This window comes from Caballeronia fortuita, assembly GCF_001544835.2.
Lineage (GTDB): Bacteria > Pseudomonadota > Gammaproteobacteria > Burkholderiales > Burkholderiaceae > Caballeronia > Caballeronia fortuita.
This window is the reverse complement of the sequence record NZ_FCNX02000002.1, coordinates 148502-166318: the sequence shown is the minus strand read 5'-3', so window position 1 is coordinate 166318 and position 17817 is coordinate 148502. Positions and strand designations below refer to the sequence as shown.

General features: G+C 63.7%; 11 protein-coding genes. 4 read left to right on the top strand and 7 right to left on the bottom strand.

From position 1 onward, the window contains the following. Positions 1–247: 247 nt before the first annotated feature. Positions 248–1135 carry an IclR family transcriptional regulator gene (locus AWB77_RS05030; protein WP_061133673.1) on the top strand — a complete coding sequence of 296 codons (888 nt, stop codon included), beginning with the start codon at positions 248–250 and terminating at the stop codon, positions 1133–1135. Between the two features lie 163 nt (positions 1136–1298). Here the strand turns inward: AWB77_RS05030 and AWB77_RS05025 are convergent, their stop codons facing one another. The 6 genes from AWB77_RS05025 to AWB77_RS04995 form a co-directional block, all read right to left on the bottom strand. Beyond that, positions 1299–3917 (bottom strand): glycosyltransferase family 2 protein, encoded by a 2619-nt coding sequence (locus AWB77_RS05025; protein WP_061133298.1) that lies wholly within the window; start codon positions 3915–3917, stop codon positions 1299–1301. Beyond that, entirely contained in the window at positions 3914–5368 is a 1455-nt protein-coding gene (locus AWB77_RS05020; protein WP_063936479.1) for a UDP-glucose dehydrogenase family protein, read from the bottom strand. Before AWB77_RS05020 ends, AWB77_RS05025 begins: the two co-directional genes overlap by 4 nt. A gap of 75 nt (positions 5369–5443) precedes the next feature. Next, on the bottom strand, positions 5444–6430 hold the full coding sequence (gene galE / locus AWB77_RS05015) for a UDP-glucose 4-epimerase GalE (RefSeq protein WP_061133672.1): 987 nt from the start codon (positions 6428–6430) through the stop codon (positions 5444–5446). A 2-nt stretch (positions 6431–6432) separates the two neighbouring features. Then, positions 6433–7428: a UDP-glucuronic acid decarboxylase family protein gene (locus AWB77_RS05010; RefSeq protein WP_061133297.1), complete on the bottom strand. Its 996-nt coding sequence runs from the start codon at positions 7426–7428 to the stop codon at positions 6433–6435. 500 nt (positions 7429–7928) lie between these two features. Next, the gene (locus tag AWB77_RS05000; RefSeq protein WP_061133295.1) at positions 7929–8657 is read right to left on the bottom strand and encodes a GlcG/HbpS family heme-binding protein; all 729 of its coding nucleotides are present in this window, start codon (positions 8655–8657) and stop codon (positions 7929–7931) included. 338 nt (positions 8658–8995) lie between these two features. Next, positions 8996–9901: a LysR family transcriptional regulator gene (locus AWB77_RS04995; RefSeq protein ID WP_061133294.1), complete on the bottom strand. Its 906-nt coding sequence runs from the start codon at positions 9899–9901 to the stop codon at positions 8996–8998. 104 nt (positions 9902–10005) lie between these two features. Here AWB77_RS04995 and AWB77_RS04990 point away from each other — a divergent pair, with 104 nt between their 5' ends. Beyond that, positions 10006–13536 (top strand): indolepyruvate ferredoxin oxidoreductase family protein, encoded by a 3531-nt coding sequence (locus AWB77_RS04990; protein WP_061133293.1) that lies wholly within the window; start codon positions 10006–10008, stop codon positions 13534–13536. Here AWB77_RS04990 and AWB77_RS04985 read toward each other — a convergent pair. After that, positions 13500–14477, bottom strand: a complete 978-nt coding sequence (locus tag AWB77_RS04985; protein WP_061133292.1) for a LysR substrate-binding domain-containing protein — start codon at positions 14475–14477, stop codon at positions 13500–13502. The genes AWB77_RS04990 and AWB77_RS04985 overlap by 37 nt on opposite strands. Before the next feature lie 117 nt (positions 14478–14594). Here AWB77_RS04985 and AWB77_RS04980 point away from each other — a divergent pair, with 117 nt between their 5' ends. Together AWB77_RS04980 and AWB77_RS04975 are read left to right on the top strand one after the other, a co-directional pair. Next, a complete protein-coding gene (locus AWB77_RS04980) occupies positions 14595–16328 on the top strand; it encodes an IlvD/Edd family dehydratase (RefSeq protein WP_061133671.1) in 1734 nt (577 codons plus the stop codon). Positions 16329–16441: 113 nt separating this feature from the next. Next, positions 16442–17788, top strand: a complete 1347-nt coding sequence (locus AWB77_RS04975; RefSeq protein WP_082852583.1) for an MFS transporter — start codon at positions 16442–16444, stop codon at positions 17786–17788. The last annotated feature ends 29 nt before the right edge of the window (positions 17789–17817 follow it).

Below are 17817 nucleotides of genomic sequence, written 5' to 3'. Positions count from 1 at the left end.
TGAACCGGCTTTCGATGAGCCAACTTTAGCCAGCCAAATTCCGCCCAGTCAATGCGAAATTCCGGCTTGCGAGAAAGACTTGAATCCGGATTTCATTCGACGGAATATCTTGGTGAAATGAACGCCGAACGTTTCACTCAGCGTGATTTGGGTAATCCCTGACTCCGATAGAGATTGTGCGATGCGGCCGAATCGGGTCGAATGAAAAGCATGAATGCGCGGCATCAATCGCATTCCGCTCAATGGAATGAACGAGGTCCGGGTGAAGGCATCGAACGAAGAAAACGGAACAGACGCGCCCGGCACGGGCACGCTCCAGCGCGCATTTGCGGTCATTCGCGCGCTCGGCGCGGATCAGTCGGAAGGCAGCCGCGTCACCGCGCTTGCGAAGGCCGTCGGTCTCACACAGGCTACCGTGCATCGGATGCTTCAGGCGCTGATGGCCGAAGGCGTGGTGGAGCAGGACGAAACGAGCAAGCGCTATCGGCTGAGCGTGGACTTCTTTTCGCTGGCCGCGCAGGCGGGCCATCCGAGCCGGATGCGCGCGCTGTGCCGGCCTGCGCTGCTGCGTCTGTGCGCAAGTCTCGGCGAAACCATCTTCCTGCTCGTGAAGAGCAGTTTCGATGCGGTGTGTCTCGACATGTGCGAGGGCCCGTATCCGATCCGCTCTTTCACCGGCGATGTCGGCGGGCGCGTCGCGCTGGGCGTGGGACAAGGGAGCCTCGCTATTCTCGCGTTCCAGCCGGAAGCGGAGCGCGAGGAAATCATCCGCTACAACGTGCCGCGGCTGCACAACTATGGCGTGTTCGACGAGGTGTATCTGCGCACGGAGATCGAGCGCGTCCGCGTGCAGGGCTACGCGGGCCGCAACAGCGGCCTGATCGACGGAATGGCGGGCGTGGCCGTGCCGATTCTCGATCGCTCGGGGAATGCGCTCGGCGCATTGAGCGTCGGCACGCTGTCGACGCGCTTAGGTGAGGACCGGCTGCCGATGGTGGTCGAACTGCTGCAGCGCCAGGCGCAGGCGCTCGGTCCGCAAATCAATCCGTTCGATGTGGCCGTGCGCCGTCCGGTTCATGGCCTGACGCGCGCGATGGCGACGAGGCCGCTGTCGGGAGCGGGGGATCAGGCCTGACGACTCGCTTCAACGTGGGCGCATGTCGGGGCCGCTCGATGCCGCTCGAACCATAGCGCCTCGTCGACCGTCGTTTTGAAGCATCGGCCATGACGAAGCCTCGAGGCAGCGAAGCCGCGAAGCCGCATGACCCGCGGGCTTCGCGCCTCTTCGTTGAGCCGCGCTACTTCGCCGTCTCGAGAAGACCGAGCAAGGCCGGTTGCAGCCGCCAGTCCGGGGTGTGCATGAGCGGCCATGCACCCGGCGAGTCTGGCGAGTTGAAGTAGACGATAGCCGTAAGAGCGGGCATATGCGGCAGCACGTCGCGCAAGGTCGTCAACACCGCGCGCTGGCGCTCCGGCGTGCCTTCCACGCCCAGTTCCGCGACCATTACCGGCAAGCCGTATTTCTGGACACGCGCGTACTTCTCGCGAAGAATCGCCGTGGCCGACGGCGCGCCTTCCTTCGCGCCCATCGCGCAAGTCGGGCAGTCGAAGACCGACAGGCCTACTTCGTCGGCATAGTCGCGGCCCGGGAAATACGCTGGCAGCGATGTATCTCCGCGCGGCGACCAGACGAAGCGCAGTGACTTCGAACCCGCGCGGCACCGGTCGACGAAGTGCCGGTACGCGGCGATATAGCCCTCGGGGTTGTTCACGGCCCACGGATAGCGGCCGGTCGCGGTCTCCATCTCCTGAGCCCATCGAACCCTCACGGGCGCTTCGAGCGAACGCAGCGCGCCGCACACGCCGTCGATCTCGGCATCGTAGGCGCCGAGGGTGACGTCGCGCAGCAAAGTATGCGAGTTGCGCGACACCGCCGGCCACGGTTCGACCGTCACCATCAGGCCGCGCTTGCGCTGGCTCGCGTAGCTGCCGGCGTCGCGGATCGCGGCGGGCGCGCCCGGATCGGCCCAGGACACGAAGATATGTTCTACGTCGAGCGTATCGGCGAGGGCGTAAGCGTGATCGGGATCGTAGGCGCCGATCTTCGGCGGCTCCGCGGCTACGGCGAGCGTGATCGCATCGCCGCGCCACATCAGCGCTTCGATCCCCTGGCCGAGCCTCATATAACCGGCTGCGACGAGCACGAGCGCCGCCGTGACGAAGAGGCCGCGCCGCGCGAGCGGGCCCTCGGCGAGCAGCATCCCGAGCGCCGAACGGCGATGTCCGTTCTCACGCGCATGCGCCACGACGATCACGATGGCAATGACGAGATAAACGAGGGCGTTGAGCATCGACATCACGTAAAAGCCGCGGGCGTTGTCGGCATCGTCGACGAGCAGGACGGGCAGCGCGCAGAACAACACGAGCCACAGATAAGGCGCGACCACGCGCATGGGCGCGACCGGATCGGCGGCTGCGCTCTTCGGCGTCACGCGGAACGCGAACTCGCGGCCGCGCACGCAGTCGAGCGCAGCCGACAGCACGCCCAGCAGCGACCACGGCCAGCGCGCGAACAGGAACGCGAGCCCTTCCCACGATACGACGTTCGCGTTGTGCGGGCGCAGACACCCTGTGGTCTTCACCCAGGCCATCAGCAACAGGATACTCGCCGTCACCGGAAGCGCGTGCAGCAGGTAATCCGTATAGGGCACGTCGGCCCAGACGCGATGCGTGAGCAGGGCGAACACCGGCATCGCCACGCTGGCCGCCATCGTCAGCGAGAAGAGCGGATACCAGAGTTGCGCGAAGAGAAACTGCCCCTTCAGGCGCAACGGCAGGCGGCCGAAGTACGTCGACGTATAGCGGAACAAAATCACCGCGAGGCTCTTCGACCACTGGAACTCCTGCGTCACCATGTCCGCGAAGGTGCGGGGGCCGTCGCCGTTCGCGATCGCATCGAGCGCGTGCACGCCGCTCCAGCCGTGGGCGTTCATCATCAGCGTGGTCGAGTGATCCTCCGCGAGTTCGGGACCGAGACCGCCGATGTCCCGCAACGCCCGCGTGCGCACCGCATAGTGCGAGCCGATGCAAAGCGGCGCGAGCCCGCCGTTATGGCCCGCCTGCAGTGCGCCGTGCAACGCCGCCTCCGCATGCAGCCGACCGCGCGCCGCCCAGCTTTCCGACGCGTTGCTGTCGCAGATGCTCGGCGCCGATACGTAGCCGACATGCGGATCGGAGAACGGACGCAGCATCGCTTCGAGATAGCCGGGTTGCGGAACGTGATCCGCGTCGAGCTGCGCGACGAAATCGTAGCCGGCGTAGCCGAAGCGGTCGTAGAAATACGCGAGATTGCCCTCCTTGCAGCGCGTGCGGCGAGGCCACGATGCATTGTGGTAATCGGCCACGTCCTTGCGCGTCGAGAGTTGGACGCCGTGACGCGCGCACCATTCGATCGTCTCTTCGGACGGATCTTCATCGGCGAGCCACGTGTCGTGCGGATAGGACTGCGCGAGCATGGCGAGCAACGTCGTCTGCACGATCTCGAACGGCTCCGACGGCGCTTTCGTCACCACCATCGCCACGCGAAGACCGGCAGGAACTGCCCGCGCGCGATTGGGCACGCGGGCGCGCGAGAACACCAGCACGAAGTAGCCCGGAATGACCGTGGTCCAGAACAGCACCGCGCAGTTCAGCGCATAGCGAAACGTATCGACGTCATGCTGCGGCTCCAGCCACCACGCCCAGAATCCGGCGAGGCTCAGCAGCCAGCACGCCGCAAGCACGGTGAAGGAGACGCGTTGGCTTGCGGACATCAGCGGCACGAGGAAGGGCGCGGCGAGGTTCGGCGTGTCCGCCTCGCTCGCCGGCCCGCCACGCTCCGCCTCCGGTTGCCCGGGACGGGTGACCGGCGTGCTCATACGGCCTCGCTTGCTTCGACAGTGGAGCGAGCTTCGGCACGCGCTTTGTCATGCACGTGCCGGGATGGCACGGCGAGCGGAACACGCGTGCGCGGAGCGCGCCGCTCGTTGCCCGGTGCGCGGCGCTCGCCTACGGTCTTGCGCCCGATGCGCACATACTGGCGAAAGCCGCTTTCGCGCACGGCGTCTTCATCGAACAGATTGCGCAGATCGACCATCACCGGATCGGCCATGTAGTCGGACAGCTCGCCGAGATTGCACTCGGTGAAGTCCTTCCAGTCCGTCAGGATCACGAGTGCGTCCGCGCTGCGCGCCGCGCCGATGGGCGTCGCCGCGATGCCGATATTCGGCAGCATGCGCGCTGCTTCAGCAGGACGGGACGGATCGTATGCACGAACCTTCGCGCCCCGTTGCTCCAGCATCTGTATCAACCCGACGCTCGGGCTTTCGCGCATGTCGTCCGTCTGGCCCTTGAAGGTGAGGCCGAACACCGCGAGCCGCCTGCCCGCGACCGAGCCGCCGCACGCCGCCTCGATCTTGTCGAACATGACCGTCTTGCGGTTCGCATTCGCCTCGATCGCCGCTTCGACGATGCGCATGGGCACGATATGCTCCGATGCCGTCGCCTTCAGTGCGCGCGTGTCTTTGGGAAAGCACGATCCGCCCCAGCCGGGACCGGCCTTCAGGAATGCCGCGCCGATACGCCGGTCCAGGCCGATGCCCGCCGCGACGCGATCGACGTCCGCGCCGACCACTTCGCACAAGTCCGCGATCTCGTTGATATAGCTGATCTTCACGGCGAGGAACGCGTTGGCGGCGTATTTGATGACCTCGGCCGTTTCGATTTCGGTGGCGAGCACTTCGTAGCCGTTCTGCGCGAGCGGGGCGTAGATGCGGCGCATGATGGCGGCGGCGGCTTCGCTGTCGGTGCCGAATACGACGCGATCCGGATGCATGAAATCTTCGATTGCCGAGCCTTCGCGCAGGAACTCGGGGTTCGACGCCACCGCGAACGATTGTCCCGGCGCGAGGCAACGCTCGGCCACGCGCTGCACCTCGCGGTTCGTGCCGACGGGCACCGTCGACTTGGTTACGAGCACCGTGAATGCGTCGATGTTCGGCGCGACCTGCTCCGCGACCGCCATCACATAGCGCAAATCCGCGCGATCCGTGCCCGGATGCGAAGGCGTGCCGACCGCGATGAACACCGCTTCGCGTCCCTTCACGCTCGCCGGGAGGTCGAGGCTGAAGCGCAGCGTGCCGCGCTTGACGTTGCGGCTGACGAGTTCGTCGAGGCCCGGTTCGTAGATCGGCATGCGGCCGTTGTTCAACGCGTCGATCTTGGCCGGATCGTTGTCGATGCAGATGACGTCATGACCCAGCTCGGCCAGGCACGCGCCGCTCACCAGTCCGACATAGCCGGTCCCCACGATAGCAATACGTACGCTCATTTCGTTGCTCCCCGATTTTCGATTGATTCTTTCTGGTCTGTGCTGCTTTTATTGCGCCCGCTGTGCGTGTGCCGTTCAGGCGTCGACCGGGCTGGCTGTTTCGATGAACCACTTCGCGGCCGTGCCGACGATCGGACCGATGTCCGTGTACTGCGGCTTCCAGCCGAGCACACGCTGCGCTTTCTCCGCTTGCGCATAGAGCGCGGGCGGGTCGCCCGCACGGCGCTTCGCAAGGGTTGCGTTCACGCGCTTGCCGGTTGCCGCGTGCACGGCGTCGAGCAACTCGAGCACGGATGTTCCGCGGCCCGTCGCGAGGTTGAACGCGCCGCTATCGCCGCCTTGCAGCAGATGCGTCATCGCGCGCAGATGCGCATCCGCGAGGTCGTTGACATGCACGTAGTCGCGCACGGCGGAGCCATCGGGCGTCGGATAGTCGGTGCCCATCACGTTGAAGGCCGAACCCGTACCGAGCGCGGCGGCGATCGCGAGCGGAATCGCGTGCGTTTCCGGATCGTGACGCTCGCCGAGTTCGCCTTCGGGATCGGTGCCCGCCGCGTTGAAGTAACGCAGCGCGATCCAGCGCAGACCGTAGGCGCGCGCGTAGTCGGCGGCCATGCGTTCGGTGACGAGCTTCGTGAAGCCATACGGATTCACCGGGTGCTGCGGCGTGTCCTCGGTGATGGGCAACACGGCGGGAATGCCGTAAGTCGCGCAACTGGACGACAGCACGATGCGCGATACGTCGTGACGGCGCATCGCATCGAGCAGCGACTGCGTACCGTCGACGTTGACGCGGTAATAGCTCGCCGGGTCTTGCATCGACACACCCACGTAGGCGAGCGCGGCAAAATGAATCACGATGTCGGGACGATGCTCTTCGAATGCGGCGTCGAGCGCGGTGGCATCGAGCAGATCGCCGATGCAAAGCGGGCCCCACTTGACTGCGTCGGCATGACCCGTCGAGAGGTTGTCGAAGACGATGGGCGTATGCCCCGCGCGCGCGAGCATCTTGCACGTGTGGCTGCCGATGTAGCCGGCGCCGCCGGTAACGAGCGCTTTCATGATCAGCATTCCTCCGCGAGCGGCGTGAGCCAGAGTTCGGCGCTGAAGTAGGAAACCGTCGACGACAGTCCTTCGCGCAGCGGAATCTGCGGCTTCCAGCCGAGCAGCGATTGCGCGATGCCGATATCGGGGCGGCGCTGCTTCGGATCGTCGATCGGCAGCGGCTTGTTCGTGATGCTCGACGACGTGCCGGTCATGCCGATCACCAGGTCCGCGAGTTCGCGCATCGTGAATTCGCCGGGATTGCCGAGATTGATCGGACCTTCGGGCGCTTCGGGCGCGCGCATGATGCGGAAGAATCCTTCGACGAGATCGTCGACGAAGCAGAACGAGCGCGTTTGCGAACCGTCGCCGTAGATTTCCAGTGGATCGCCGCGCAGCGCCTGCACGATGAAGTTGGACACGACGCGTCCGTCCTGAGGGTCCATGCGCGGACCGTAGGTGTTGAAGATGCGCGCGACGCGCACATCGGTGCCGTACGTGCGGCGATAGTCGAAGCACAGCGTTTCCGCGGCGCGCTTGCCTTCGTCGTAGCAAGCACGCGGACCGATCGAATTCACCTTGCCGCGATACGACTCCGTCTGCGGATGCACTTCGGGGTCGCCGTACACTTCGCTCGTCGATGCCTGAAAGACGCGTGCGCCGGTGTCGTAGGCAAGATCGAGGCAGTTCTTCATGCCCATGACGTTGGTGAGCATGGTGTGCACCGGATCGATCTGATACGTCGGCGGCGATGCCGGGCAGGCGAGATTCCAGATCTCCGAAGCATCGATCTGCGGAAGCGACACGGAGATGTCGGCTTCGATCAGCGTGAAATAAGGCGAGGCCCTCAGATGCGCGACATTGGCGCGCCGGCCCGTCATGAAGTTGTCGACGCAGACGACGTGTTTGCCTTCCCGCACGAGGCGGTCGCATACGTGACTGCCCAGGAAACCCGCGCCACCTGTCACCATCACAAGTGGCCGATCGTTCGCCTTACTAAATGATTTCGTAGTCATAGTGGTCTTTTTTTAAATTTGATTTCTTGTCCGGGTTTTCGGTCCATCGAGTTGATGGCCATCGACCGCTTGCCCGTCCTGTTCATTCACCCCGCAGACGAATACTCGATCTCCAAATGTCTGGACACTGTTGTGCCCCGCACAATTTTCCACTGGTTGAGTAGCGCTAACGTTCAGCGGAATTAATTACGCGGCTAACGTTTGCGTTTCAGGGGAGCGCGAAGCCATGGTGATGGCGCGCGGCACGATGCCCGGAGGAAGGGGGATCGGTCGAACGCCGAACAATCATCGGCGAACCGGCGCATGCGCGTTGCTGCGCGGCGTGGTTCATCGTTTTCATCGCCGAGAAAAGCAACATCGCGTCGAGGGATACGCAAACGCCGCTGATCCAACCGAAGGAGCGCATGCAACGCGATCGACGCGAGATTGCCTTGCAGAGGGCTGCGGATGCGCGACGGCACAATCGGAAGACGCGCCCTCGCGGCTGGCATTCAGCGCCGCTAGTTGCCCTCGATCTGGCTCGCGCTCAGATCGGTCGGCAGGCAGTGCGGATGCTCGAAGCCCATCGGCGATGCGCCCGTCGAATACAGAATGTTGTCGGTATTGTTCGGGCCCAGCCCTTTCGGCACCGCGCCGAGTCCGGCGAGCTTGCGCATCCGGTAGGCGATCGCGTGATCGGCGCACGCGGAGTCACCGCTCACGCCCAGGCCGCCGATCACTCTCCCGCCCGCATACAGCGCGACGCCACCGCCGAAGGTAATCACGCCGCCGAGCACGCGGCCGATGCCCGTGCCTTGCTCGAGAAAGCGCGGGTCGAATGGATTCGAGTTGTTCAGGCCATAGAGCGAGCCGCCTGGTTGCGTCGATGCGTAAAGGTTGGCAGTCGAAAGAGCGAGAGCATCGTTGCTGAAGCCGTTCGCCGTGAAGGCCTTTGCGATGGCGATCGCGCGGCTTCCCGGCCAGGCATCGCCGGTCTTGATCACGGAGCAGAGATGACCCTGCCTGTCCACGATGGCGGCCCACATGCGGTTCGGCGTAAAGATGCCGCCATTGCCGCTCTGCACGACGGTAGCCAACTGCTTCTCCACGAGCGAAATCGTTCCCTGCGGCAGCATGCAGCGCCCGGCCGGACCGTCGTCGTTGTCGTTGGCATGTGCAGGCGCCGACAGCGCAGCGGCCAGAAGTGCCGGAAGGGCGGGAAGCAATGAACGGCAATCGATGATGCGCATGGCGAATCTCCCAACGAAAGAAGGCCGGACGCGAGCCGCCTACGGAGGGCGGACGATCGTACGGAACCGAGAACTCGCAGGCTCAATAAACTTAGGAAACCGAATCTACGACGACGAAGGCACGTTTGTCGGGACGCCCGTTCAATCGTTTGTGGAGGGAGATAGAACGGTCATCTCAATCGCTTACGGTCGAGAAATCGAATACTGCTTCACTGTTCTCGCCAGCATTACGTCTGCTTGTTGTGTGCAGCCGTGTAGCGATGGGAAGTGTAGGCAATCTTTTCGAAAAAGGGTAAGCCTGAAAATGCGTGCGCGTATGCATCGAAAGAGAGCTCATGCTAAGCCCCGCACGCATGAATCAAGAACTGCTGCACCGCCGTCGACGGCGCGCTCAGCGTAGCGCCCTTGCGCCAGATCATGCCCGCTTCCATGTGAGGAATGGTGTCGTCGACAGGCCGCGCTTCGATGCGCTTGCCTTCCAGCGACCAGGGCCGAAACACCATATCCGATAGCACCGTCACGCCGAAACCATGCGCGACGAGCCCGCGCAACGCCTCCATCGAACTCGTGCGAAACGCGATGTTCGGTTCGAGGCGTTTCTTGTGCCAATAGCGCATCGTCGATTGCTCGCCTTCATCGACAGTAATCAGAATGTAGGGATGCGCGGCGATATCTTTCAGCGAGACCACCTGCTGCTGCGCGAGCGGATGCATTGGCGCGACCCACAACTGCCTGCGCGAGCGCATCAGCACCTGACTGTCGAACTTGTTCGCGCGCTGCAAATTCGATAGCAGCACGACGCCGATATCGACATCGCCATTCGCGACCGCTTCTTCGATCTGCGGCCGCTCCATGTCGCGCAAATCGAAATCGATGAACGGATACGTCGCACGAAAGCGTGCCAGCAGTTCCGGCAAAAAATACCCGAGCACCGTATAAGACGCCGCGATGCGCGCGACGCCACGCATGTCGTGCGCGCGAAACGGCGGCATATGCATTGCGTCGCGCGCCGCGTCGAGCACGCGGCGCGCGTGGTTATGAAAGTCCTGGCCATCGGGCGTGAGCGCGACGCCTTGCGGCAGGCGCTCGAAGAGCTTCGTGCCGAGCGCGCTTTCGAGCGCGAGAACCGCGTTCGTGATCGCCGACTGCGATACGTGCTCGTTCGCCGCCGCCATCGAGAACTGGCCGGTCTGCGCGGCGGCCACGAAGTAACGCAACTGTCTGAGCGTGAGATCGAAAGCCATCTGATTTTCAGATACCAGAGTTGTCTATTCGTGATTTTACGATCGCAAATCGGCTTTCTATACTCGGCGAAAAAACAAATTCCCTATTCTGGAGACGTGCCCACATGAATGCACCCGATCGCGCCGCGCTCGCCGCCATCACACTCGACGATAAATACACGCTTGAGACAGGCCGCGTCTATATCAGCGGCACACAGGCACTCGTGCGGCTGCCGATGTTGCAGAAGGCGCGCGATCGCAAGGCCGGGCTGAACACGGCGGGCTTCGTGTCGGGCTATCGCGGATCGCCGCTCGGCGCGCTCGATCAATCGCTATGGAAAGCGAAGGCGCATCTGAAGGACAACGACATCGTCTTCCAGCCGGGCGTGAACGAGGACCTCGCGGCGACGTCGATCTGGGGCACGCAGCAGGTCAATCTATGGCCGGGCGCAACGCGCGATGGCGTGTTCGGCATGTGGTACGGCAAGGGACCGGGCGTCGATCGCACGGGCGATGTCTTCAAGCACGCGAATTCCGCGGGCACCGACAAGCACGGCGGCGTGCTCGTGCTGGCAGGCGACGATCACGCGGCGAAGTCGTCATCGGTCGCGCATCAGTCGGATCATGCGTTCATCGCAGCGGGCATTCCTGTGCTGTATCCGTCGAACGTACAGGAGTATCTCGACTACGGCTTGCACGGCTGGGCGATGAGCCGTTACTCGGGGCTATGGGTCGCGATGAAATGCGTGACCGACGTGGTCGAATCCACCGCATCGATCGATCTCGATCCGGATCGCGTCGAGATCGTCACGCCCACCGATTACGCGATGCCCGAAGGCGGTCTCAACATCCGCTGGCCCGATTCCCCGCTCGCGCAGGAAGCGCGTCTCCTCGATGAGAAATGGTACGCGGCACTCGCCTATGTGCGCGCGAACAAGCTCAATCGCGTGGTGATCGATTCGGACAAGCCGCGCTTTGGCATCATCACGGCGGGCAAGGCATATCTCGACGTGCGTCAGGCGCTCGTCGATCTCGGTCTCGACGATGAAACCTGCGCGCAGATCGGCTTGCGCGTCTTGAAAGTGGGCTGCGTATGGCCGCTCGATGCGCAGGACGCACGCGCGTTCGCGACCGGTCTCGAAGAAATTCTCGTCGTCGAAGAGAAGCGGCAAATCCTCGAATATGCGCTGAAGGAAGAACTCTATAACTGGCGTGAAGACGTGCGTCCGCGTATCTACGGCAAGTTCGACGAACGCGACAACGAAGGCGGCGAATGGTCCGTGCCGCGTGGCGACTGGCTGCTGCCGGCGCATTATGAGCTGTCGCCCGCGCTGATCGCGAAGGCCATCGCGCGCCGTCTTGCCCGCGCCGATCTTCCCGGCGACGTTCGCGCGCGCATGCTCTCGCGCGTCGAGACGATCGAAGCCAAAGAGCGTGAGGCGATCAAGCCGCGTGTCGATGTCGAGCGCAAGCCGTGGTTCTGCTCGGGTTGTCCGCACAACACGTCGACGCGCGTGCCAGAAGGCTCGCGCGCGCTCGCGGGCATTGGCTGTCATTACATGTCGATGTGGATGGACCGCAAAACCGAGACCTTCAGCCAGATGGGCGGCGAAGGCGTCGCGTGGATCGGCCAGATGCATTTTCACGGCGACAAGCACGTGTTCGTCAATCTCGGCGATGGCACGTACTTCCATTCGGGCTTGCTCGCGGTGCGCGCGGCGATCGCAGCGAACGCGAACATCACGTACAAGATTCTTTATAACGATGCAGTCGCGATGACGGGCGGCCAGCCCGTCGACGGCGTATTGACGGTGCCGCAGATCGCGCATCAGGTTCATGCCGAAGGGGCGAAGCGCATCGTCATCGTGACGGACGAGCCGCAGAAGTACGATGCGAACGTGACATTGCCGCAGAGCGTGAACGTGCATCATCGCGACGAGCTCGATCGCATTCAGCGCGAGTTGCGCGATACGCAAGGCACGACCATCCTCATCTACGATCAGACATGCGCGACGGAAAAGCGCCGTCGTCGCAAGCGCGGCACGTATCCCGATCCGGCGCGTCGCGCGTTCATCAACGATGCGGTTTGCGAAGGCTGCGGCGATTGCTCGGTGCAATCCAATTGCCTGTCCGTCGAACCGATGGATACGCCGCTCGGCACGAAGCGCAAGATCAATCAGTCGTCGTGCAACAAGGATTTCTCGTGCGTGAAGGGCTTTTGCCCGAGCTTCGTCACGGCCGAAGGCGCGCAGGTTCGCAAGCCCAAGGCGGCGAGCGGCGCGAAGCCCGATTTCGATAAGTTGCCGTTGCCATCGCTGCCGGCGTTGTCGAAGCCTTACGGCATTCTCGTGACGGGCGTCGGCGGCACGGGCGTCGTGACGATCGGCGGATTGATCGGCATGGCCGCGCATATCGAACAAAAGGGCGTGACCGTGCTCGATATGGCCGGTCTCGCGCAAAAGGGCGGCGCCGTGCTCAGTCATGTGCAGATCGCGCCGCATCCGCAGGCGCTGCATGCGACGCGTATCGCGACGGGCGAAGCGCGGCTCGTCATCGGCTGCGATGCGATCGTGTCCGCATCGAACGATGTGCTCTCGCGTACGCGTCACGGCATCACGCAGGCCGCGATCAACAGTGGCGCGACCCCGACCGCCGAATTCGTGACGAACGCGCAGTGGGCGTTCCCCGCCGCGCAAACGGAACAGGCGCTATCGGAGAGCATCGGCGCGGGTTGCGCGTTCATCGACGCCAATGCGCTCGCCTTGAAGCTGCTCGGCGACACGATCTATTCGAATCCGCTGCTATTGGGTTTCGCGTGGCAGAAGGGCTGGCTGCCGCTCGAACTCGCGAGCCTCGAACGCGCGATCGAACTGAACGGCGTGGCCGTCGAAAAGAACGTGCTCGCGTTCAACTGGGGACGCTTCGTCGCGCACAACGGCACCGGCGATCTGCTCAAATCGACGCAACACGCGGTCGTCGTGAAGATGCCCGAATCGCTCGAGAACGTGATCGCGACGCGCGAAGCCTTGCTCACCGCGTATCAGAGCGAAGCGTATGCGCGCTCGTATCGCAGCGCGGTCGAGCGCATCCGCGAGAAGGAAAAGCCGCTGAACGCGAAGCTGACACTCACGCGCGCGGTCGCGATGAATCTCGCGAAGCTCATGGCTTATAAGGACGAGTATGAAGTCGCGCGTCTCTATGCCGTTCCCGCGTATCTCGACAAGCTGCGCGATCAATTCGAAGGCGAACCGGGCCGCGATTACAAGCTGATGTTCCATCTCGCGCCGCCGCTCATCGCGAAGCGCGACGAGCACGGTCATCTCGTCAAGCAGCGCTTCGGCGCGTGGATGTTGCCCGCGTTTCGCGTGCTCGCGAAGATGAAGCGTTTGCGCGGCACATCGCTCGATATCTTCGGCAAAACGGAAGAGCGCCGCACGGAGCGCAAGTTGATTGCGGATTACCTTGCGCTCGTCGATGAATTCGTCGCGACGCTCGACGAAGCACGCTACGACACCGCGCTCAAGCTCGCGAAGCTGCCCGACGAAATCCGTGGCTTCGGCCATGTGAAGGAGCGCAACATGGCGGCGGCCGCACAAAAGCGCGAGCGTCTGATCGAACGTTATCGCGCGCCGGTTGCGATGGCGGCGACGGCCTGATCGCCGTACACGTCGCGGGCGGATGCGCGCAAGGCATCGACCATGACTTCGGTCGCGGGCGAAAAGAGCCGGTCCGCCCGCGTGACGATGCCGAAGTCGTCCATGCGGCAATCCATCGGCAAGGGCAGCATCGCGACGACGCCATGCCGCGCGTAATACAGCGCGACGTCTTCGGCGAGCACCGCGATCATGTCGCTCTGTTCCAACAGTTGCGTGACGAAGAGAATGGCCGAAGTCTCGACGACGTTCGCCGGCAGCGCGAGGCTCGCGCGCTGAAACATCAGATCGAAGCGATGCCGCAACGCACTGCCCGAAGGCGGCACGAGCCACGCGGCGTCACGCACATCGTTCAGGGCGAGCGTCTTCGCTTTCAATAACGGATGCCCCGCGCGCACGACCGCGCGCACCGGCTCGCCCGCAAGCGGCTCGTAACGCAGGCGCACTTTGTCGTGCTCGGCGGACAGGCGGCCGATCACGATATCGAGCTTTTCCTGCGCGAGCTTTTCGAGCAGCACGTTGCTCGTATCGATCTCGACGGAGATGCGGATATCCGCGTGCATGCGCTTGACCGCGGCCACCGCGGCGGGCAACAGACGCACGCCCGGCGACGTGATCGCGCCGATCGCCACATGCCCGAGGCGTCCCGAGGCGAGCGCGACGAGTTCTTCCTGGGCCTGATCGAGACTGCCGAGGACGGCGCGCGCATGACGAACGATGGCGTCGCCGTATAACGTGGCGCGCACGCCGCGCGGTTCGCGGTCGAAGAGCGTGACGCCGAGCGTCTCTTCAAGTTCGCGCAGAAGTTTCGACGCGGCGGGCTGCGTCATGTTCAGCACCGCCGCCGCGCGATGCACGTTGCCTTCTTCCGCGAGCGCCACGACCAGCATGAGTTGCCGCGTCTTGAGACGATTGCGTACGTACCAGGGATTGGGATTCAGCATGTCAGGGTTTGTACGAATGCTGGATTCGATATCGATACCGTCCAACTTTTCATTAGTCGATTATCGCGCGGCCTTTTAGACTTCGCCAGATACCGATTATGAAAAGGGATGAACGCGATGTCCGCATCGAAGCCCAAGCTGCGCTCCACGCAATGGTTCGGCACCAACGACAAGAACGGCTTCATGTACCGAAGCTGGATGAAGAATCAAGGCATTCCCGATCACGAGTTCGACGGCAGGCCGATCATCGGCATCTGCAATACGTGGTCGGAACTCACGCCGTGCAACGCGCACTTCCGCAAGATCGCGGAGCACGTGAAGCGCGGCGTCTACGAGGCGGGCGGCTTTCCCGTCGAGTTTCCGGTGTTCTCCAACGGCGAATCCAACCTGCGTCCCACCGCGATGCTCACGCGCAATCTCGCCGCGATGGATGTCGAGGAAGCGATACGCGGCAATCCCATCGATGCGGTCGTGCTGCTCACCGGTTGCGACAAGACCACGCCCGCGCTGTTGATGGGCGCGGCAAGCTGCGATGTCCCCGCGATCGTCGTGACGGGCGGGCCAATGTTGAACGGCAAGCTCGATGGCAAGAACATCGGCTCGGGCACGGCGGTGTGGCAACTGCATGAGTCGCTGAAGGCGGGCGAGATCGATCTGCATCAGTTCCTGTCGGCGGAAGCGGGCATGTCGCGCTCGGCGGGCACGTGCAATACGATGGGCACCGCATCGACGATGGCGTGCATGGCCGAAGCGCTCGGCACGTCGCTGCCGCACAATGCCGCGATCCCCGCCGTCGATGCGCGACGTTACGTGCTCGCGCACATGTCGGGCATCCGCATCGTCGAGATGGCGCTCGAAGGTTTGACGCTCTCGAAGATCCTCACGCGCGAAGCCTTCGAGAACGCGATCCGCACGAACGCGGCGATCGGCGGTTCCACCAATGCGGTGATTCACCTGAAGGCGATCGCGGGGCGCATCGGCGTGCCGCTCGAACTTGAGGACTGGACGCGCATCGGCCGCGATACGCCGACCATCGTCGATCTGATGCCCTCGGGCCGCTTCCTCATGGAAGAGTTCTATTACGCGGGCGGCTTGCCTGCGGTTCTGCGGCGTCTTGGCGAAGCGAACCTGATTCCGCATCCCGATGCACTGACGGTCAACGGCAAATCGCTATGGGAGAACGTGAAAAGCGCGCCCATCACCGACGACGAAGTGATCCGCAAGCTCGATAACGCGCTGATCGACGATGGCGGCATCCGCATCCTGCGCGGCAATCTCTCGCCGCGCGGAGCCGTGCTCAAGCCATCGGCGGCGAGTCCCGAACTGCTTAAGCATCGCGGACGCGCGGTCGTGTTCGAGGACCTGGAGCATTACAAGGAACGCATCGTCGACGAGTCGCTCGATGTCGACAAGGATTCGGTGCTCGTGCTGAAGAATTGCGGTCCGAAGGGTTATCCCGGCATGGCCGAAGTGGGCAACATGGGCTTGCCGCCGAAGCTCCTGCGTCAGGGCGTGAAGGACATGGTGCGCATCTCGGACGCGCGCATGAGCGGCACGGCGTATGGCACGGTCGTGTTGCACGTGGCGCCCGAAGCGGCGGCGGGCGGGCCGCTCGCCGCCGTGCGCGATGGCGACTGGATCGAACTCGATTGCGACGCGGGCACGCTGCATCTCGACATCAGCGACGATGAACTCGCGCGCCGCATGAGCGATCGCGAGCCGCCGCGCAAGCATGGCGAAGGCGGTTATCAACGGCTCTATGTCGATCATGTGCTGCAAGCCGACGAAGGTTGCGATCTCGACTTTCTCGTCGGCACGCGAGGCGCGGCGGTGCCGAGACATTCGCATTGAATATTCCCAAAAGAACCTGAGAGCGTTGCACGGTCCGGCGCGGCGTGGCTGAATAGGGCCTCGCCGCGCGTGCGGCCGTCGATGACGTCACCAAGACATATACAGGAGACCGTATGAAATACGACACCGCGATCGCGCTCGAGGGCGCCGCGCCCGCCCCGGGCGACATCGCACGAGAGGAGAGCGGCACGGAGCGGCGCATCGTCGGCATGCTGATCCGCAAGCTGATGCCGTTTCTTGCGTTGATCTATGTAGTCGCGTACATCGACCGCACCGTGGTCGGCTTCGCGAAGCTGCACATGAATGCCGCGGTCGGTCTGAGCGATGCTGCTTACGGACTCGGCGCGGGGCTCTTCTTCATCGGCTACTTCCTGTGCGAAGTGCCGAGCAATCTTGCGCTGGAACGCTTCGGCGCGCGCGTGTGGTTCGCGCGCATTCTCGCGACATGGGGCGTCATCACGATGGCGATGGCCCTCACGCAAGGCCCGATGAGTTTCTACGCGCTGCGCTTCCTGCTGGGCGCAGCCGAAGCGGGCCTCTATCCCGGCATCCTGTACTTTCTGACGAAGTGGTTTCCGCTGCGTCATCGCGCGCGCATCATCGGATTGCTGGTGCTCGCGCAGCCGCTCTCGGGCATCATCACCGGACCGCTCGCGGGATGGGTCTTGTCGACGCATGGCGTGCTCGGCATGTCGAACTGGCAGACGCTGTTCGTCGTGAGCGGCTTGCCCGCCGTATTGCTTGCGTTGCCGACCTTGCGCGTGCTGCCTGAATCGCCCGCGCAGGCACGCTGGCTCGCACCGGCGGATCGTGCGTGGATCGAACGCGAACTGGAGCAAGATCGCGCAGCGTATGCACTCAAATCGCACGGCAATCCGTTGGCGGCGTTGAAGGACAAGCGCGTGCTGCTGCTCGCGTTGCTGTTCCTGCCGTTTCCTCTCGCGATCTACGGCCTGTCGCTGTGGCTGCCGACGATCATCAAGGGCTTCGGCGTCACCGATTCGACGACGGGCCTGCTGTCCGCCGTGCCGTATCTCTTCGCGGTGATCGGCTTGTGCATCGTGCCGCGTCATTCCGACATCAAGCGCGAACGCTACTGGCATATCGCCGCCGTGACGAGCTTCGGCGCGGTGATGCTCGCCGCGAGCGCGTGGGCGGGCAGCGTGCAGTTGCAGTTCGCGTTCATCTGCTTCGCCGCATTCGCGCTATATTCGATCCAGCCGGTCGTGTGGGCGTTGCCGGGGCAATTCCTGACGGGTGCGAGCGCGGCGGTCGGGATTGCGACGATCAACTCCATCGGCAATCTCGGCGGATACTTCGGGCCGACGGGCGTGGGCGTCATCAAGGATCGCACGGGCAGTCTCGCGGCCGGCCTGTACTTTCTTGCGGCGACGCTGATCGTCGCGGTGGTCGTGACCTTCGTGGTGCGCGCCGTGCTCGACAGACCGCGCGCGCAGTGACGCGCCGAACATCAACCAACTCTCTCCGG

Bases quoted from the DNA above. Each gene is read 5' to 3' on its own strand.
- galE (WP_061133672.1), bottom strand. From the start codon at position 6,430: ATGAAAGCGCTCGTTACCGGCGGCGCCGGCTACATCGGCAGCCACACG.
- AWB77_RS05030 (WP_061133673.1), top strand. From the start codon at position 248: ATGAACGAGGTCCGGGTGAAGGCATCGAACGAAGAAAACGGAACAGAC.
- AWB77_RS04985 (WP_061133292.1), bottom strand. From the start codon at position 14,477: ATGCTGAATCCCAATCCCTGGTACGTACGCAATCGTCTCAAGACGCGG.
- AWB77_RS04975 (WP_082852583.1), top strand. From the start codon at position 16,442: ATGAAATACGACACCGCGATCGCGCTCGAGGGCGCCGCGCCCGCCCCG.
- AWB77_RS05010 (WP_061133297.1), bottom strand. From the start codon at position 7,428: ATGACTACGAAATCATTTAGTAAGGCGAACGATCGGCCACTTGTGATG.
- AWB77_RS05020 (WP_063936479.1), bottom strand. From the start codon at position 5,368: ATGAGCGTACGTATTGCTATCGTGGGGACCGGCTATGTCGGACTGGTG.
- AWB77_RS05025 (WP_061133298.1), bottom strand. From the start codon at position 3,917: ATGAGCACGCCGGTCACCCGTCCCGGGCAACCGGAGGCGGAGCGTGGC.
- AWB77_RS05000 (WP_061133295.1), bottom strand. From the start codon at position 8,657: ATGCGCATCATCGATTGCCGTTCATTGCTTCCCGCCCTTCCGGCACTT.
- AWB77_RS04990 (WP_061133293.1), top strand. From the start codon at position 10,006: ATGAATGCACCCGATCGCGCCGCGCTCGCCGCCATCACACTCGACGAT.
- AWB77_RS04980 (WP_061133671.1), top strand. From the start codon at position 14,595: ATGTCCGCATCGAAGCCCAAGCTGCGCTCCACGCAATGGTTCGGCACC.
- AWB77_RS04995 (WP_061133294.1), bottom strand. From the start codon at position 9,901: ATGGCTTTCGATCTCACGCTCAGACAGTTGCGTTACTTCGTGGCCGCC.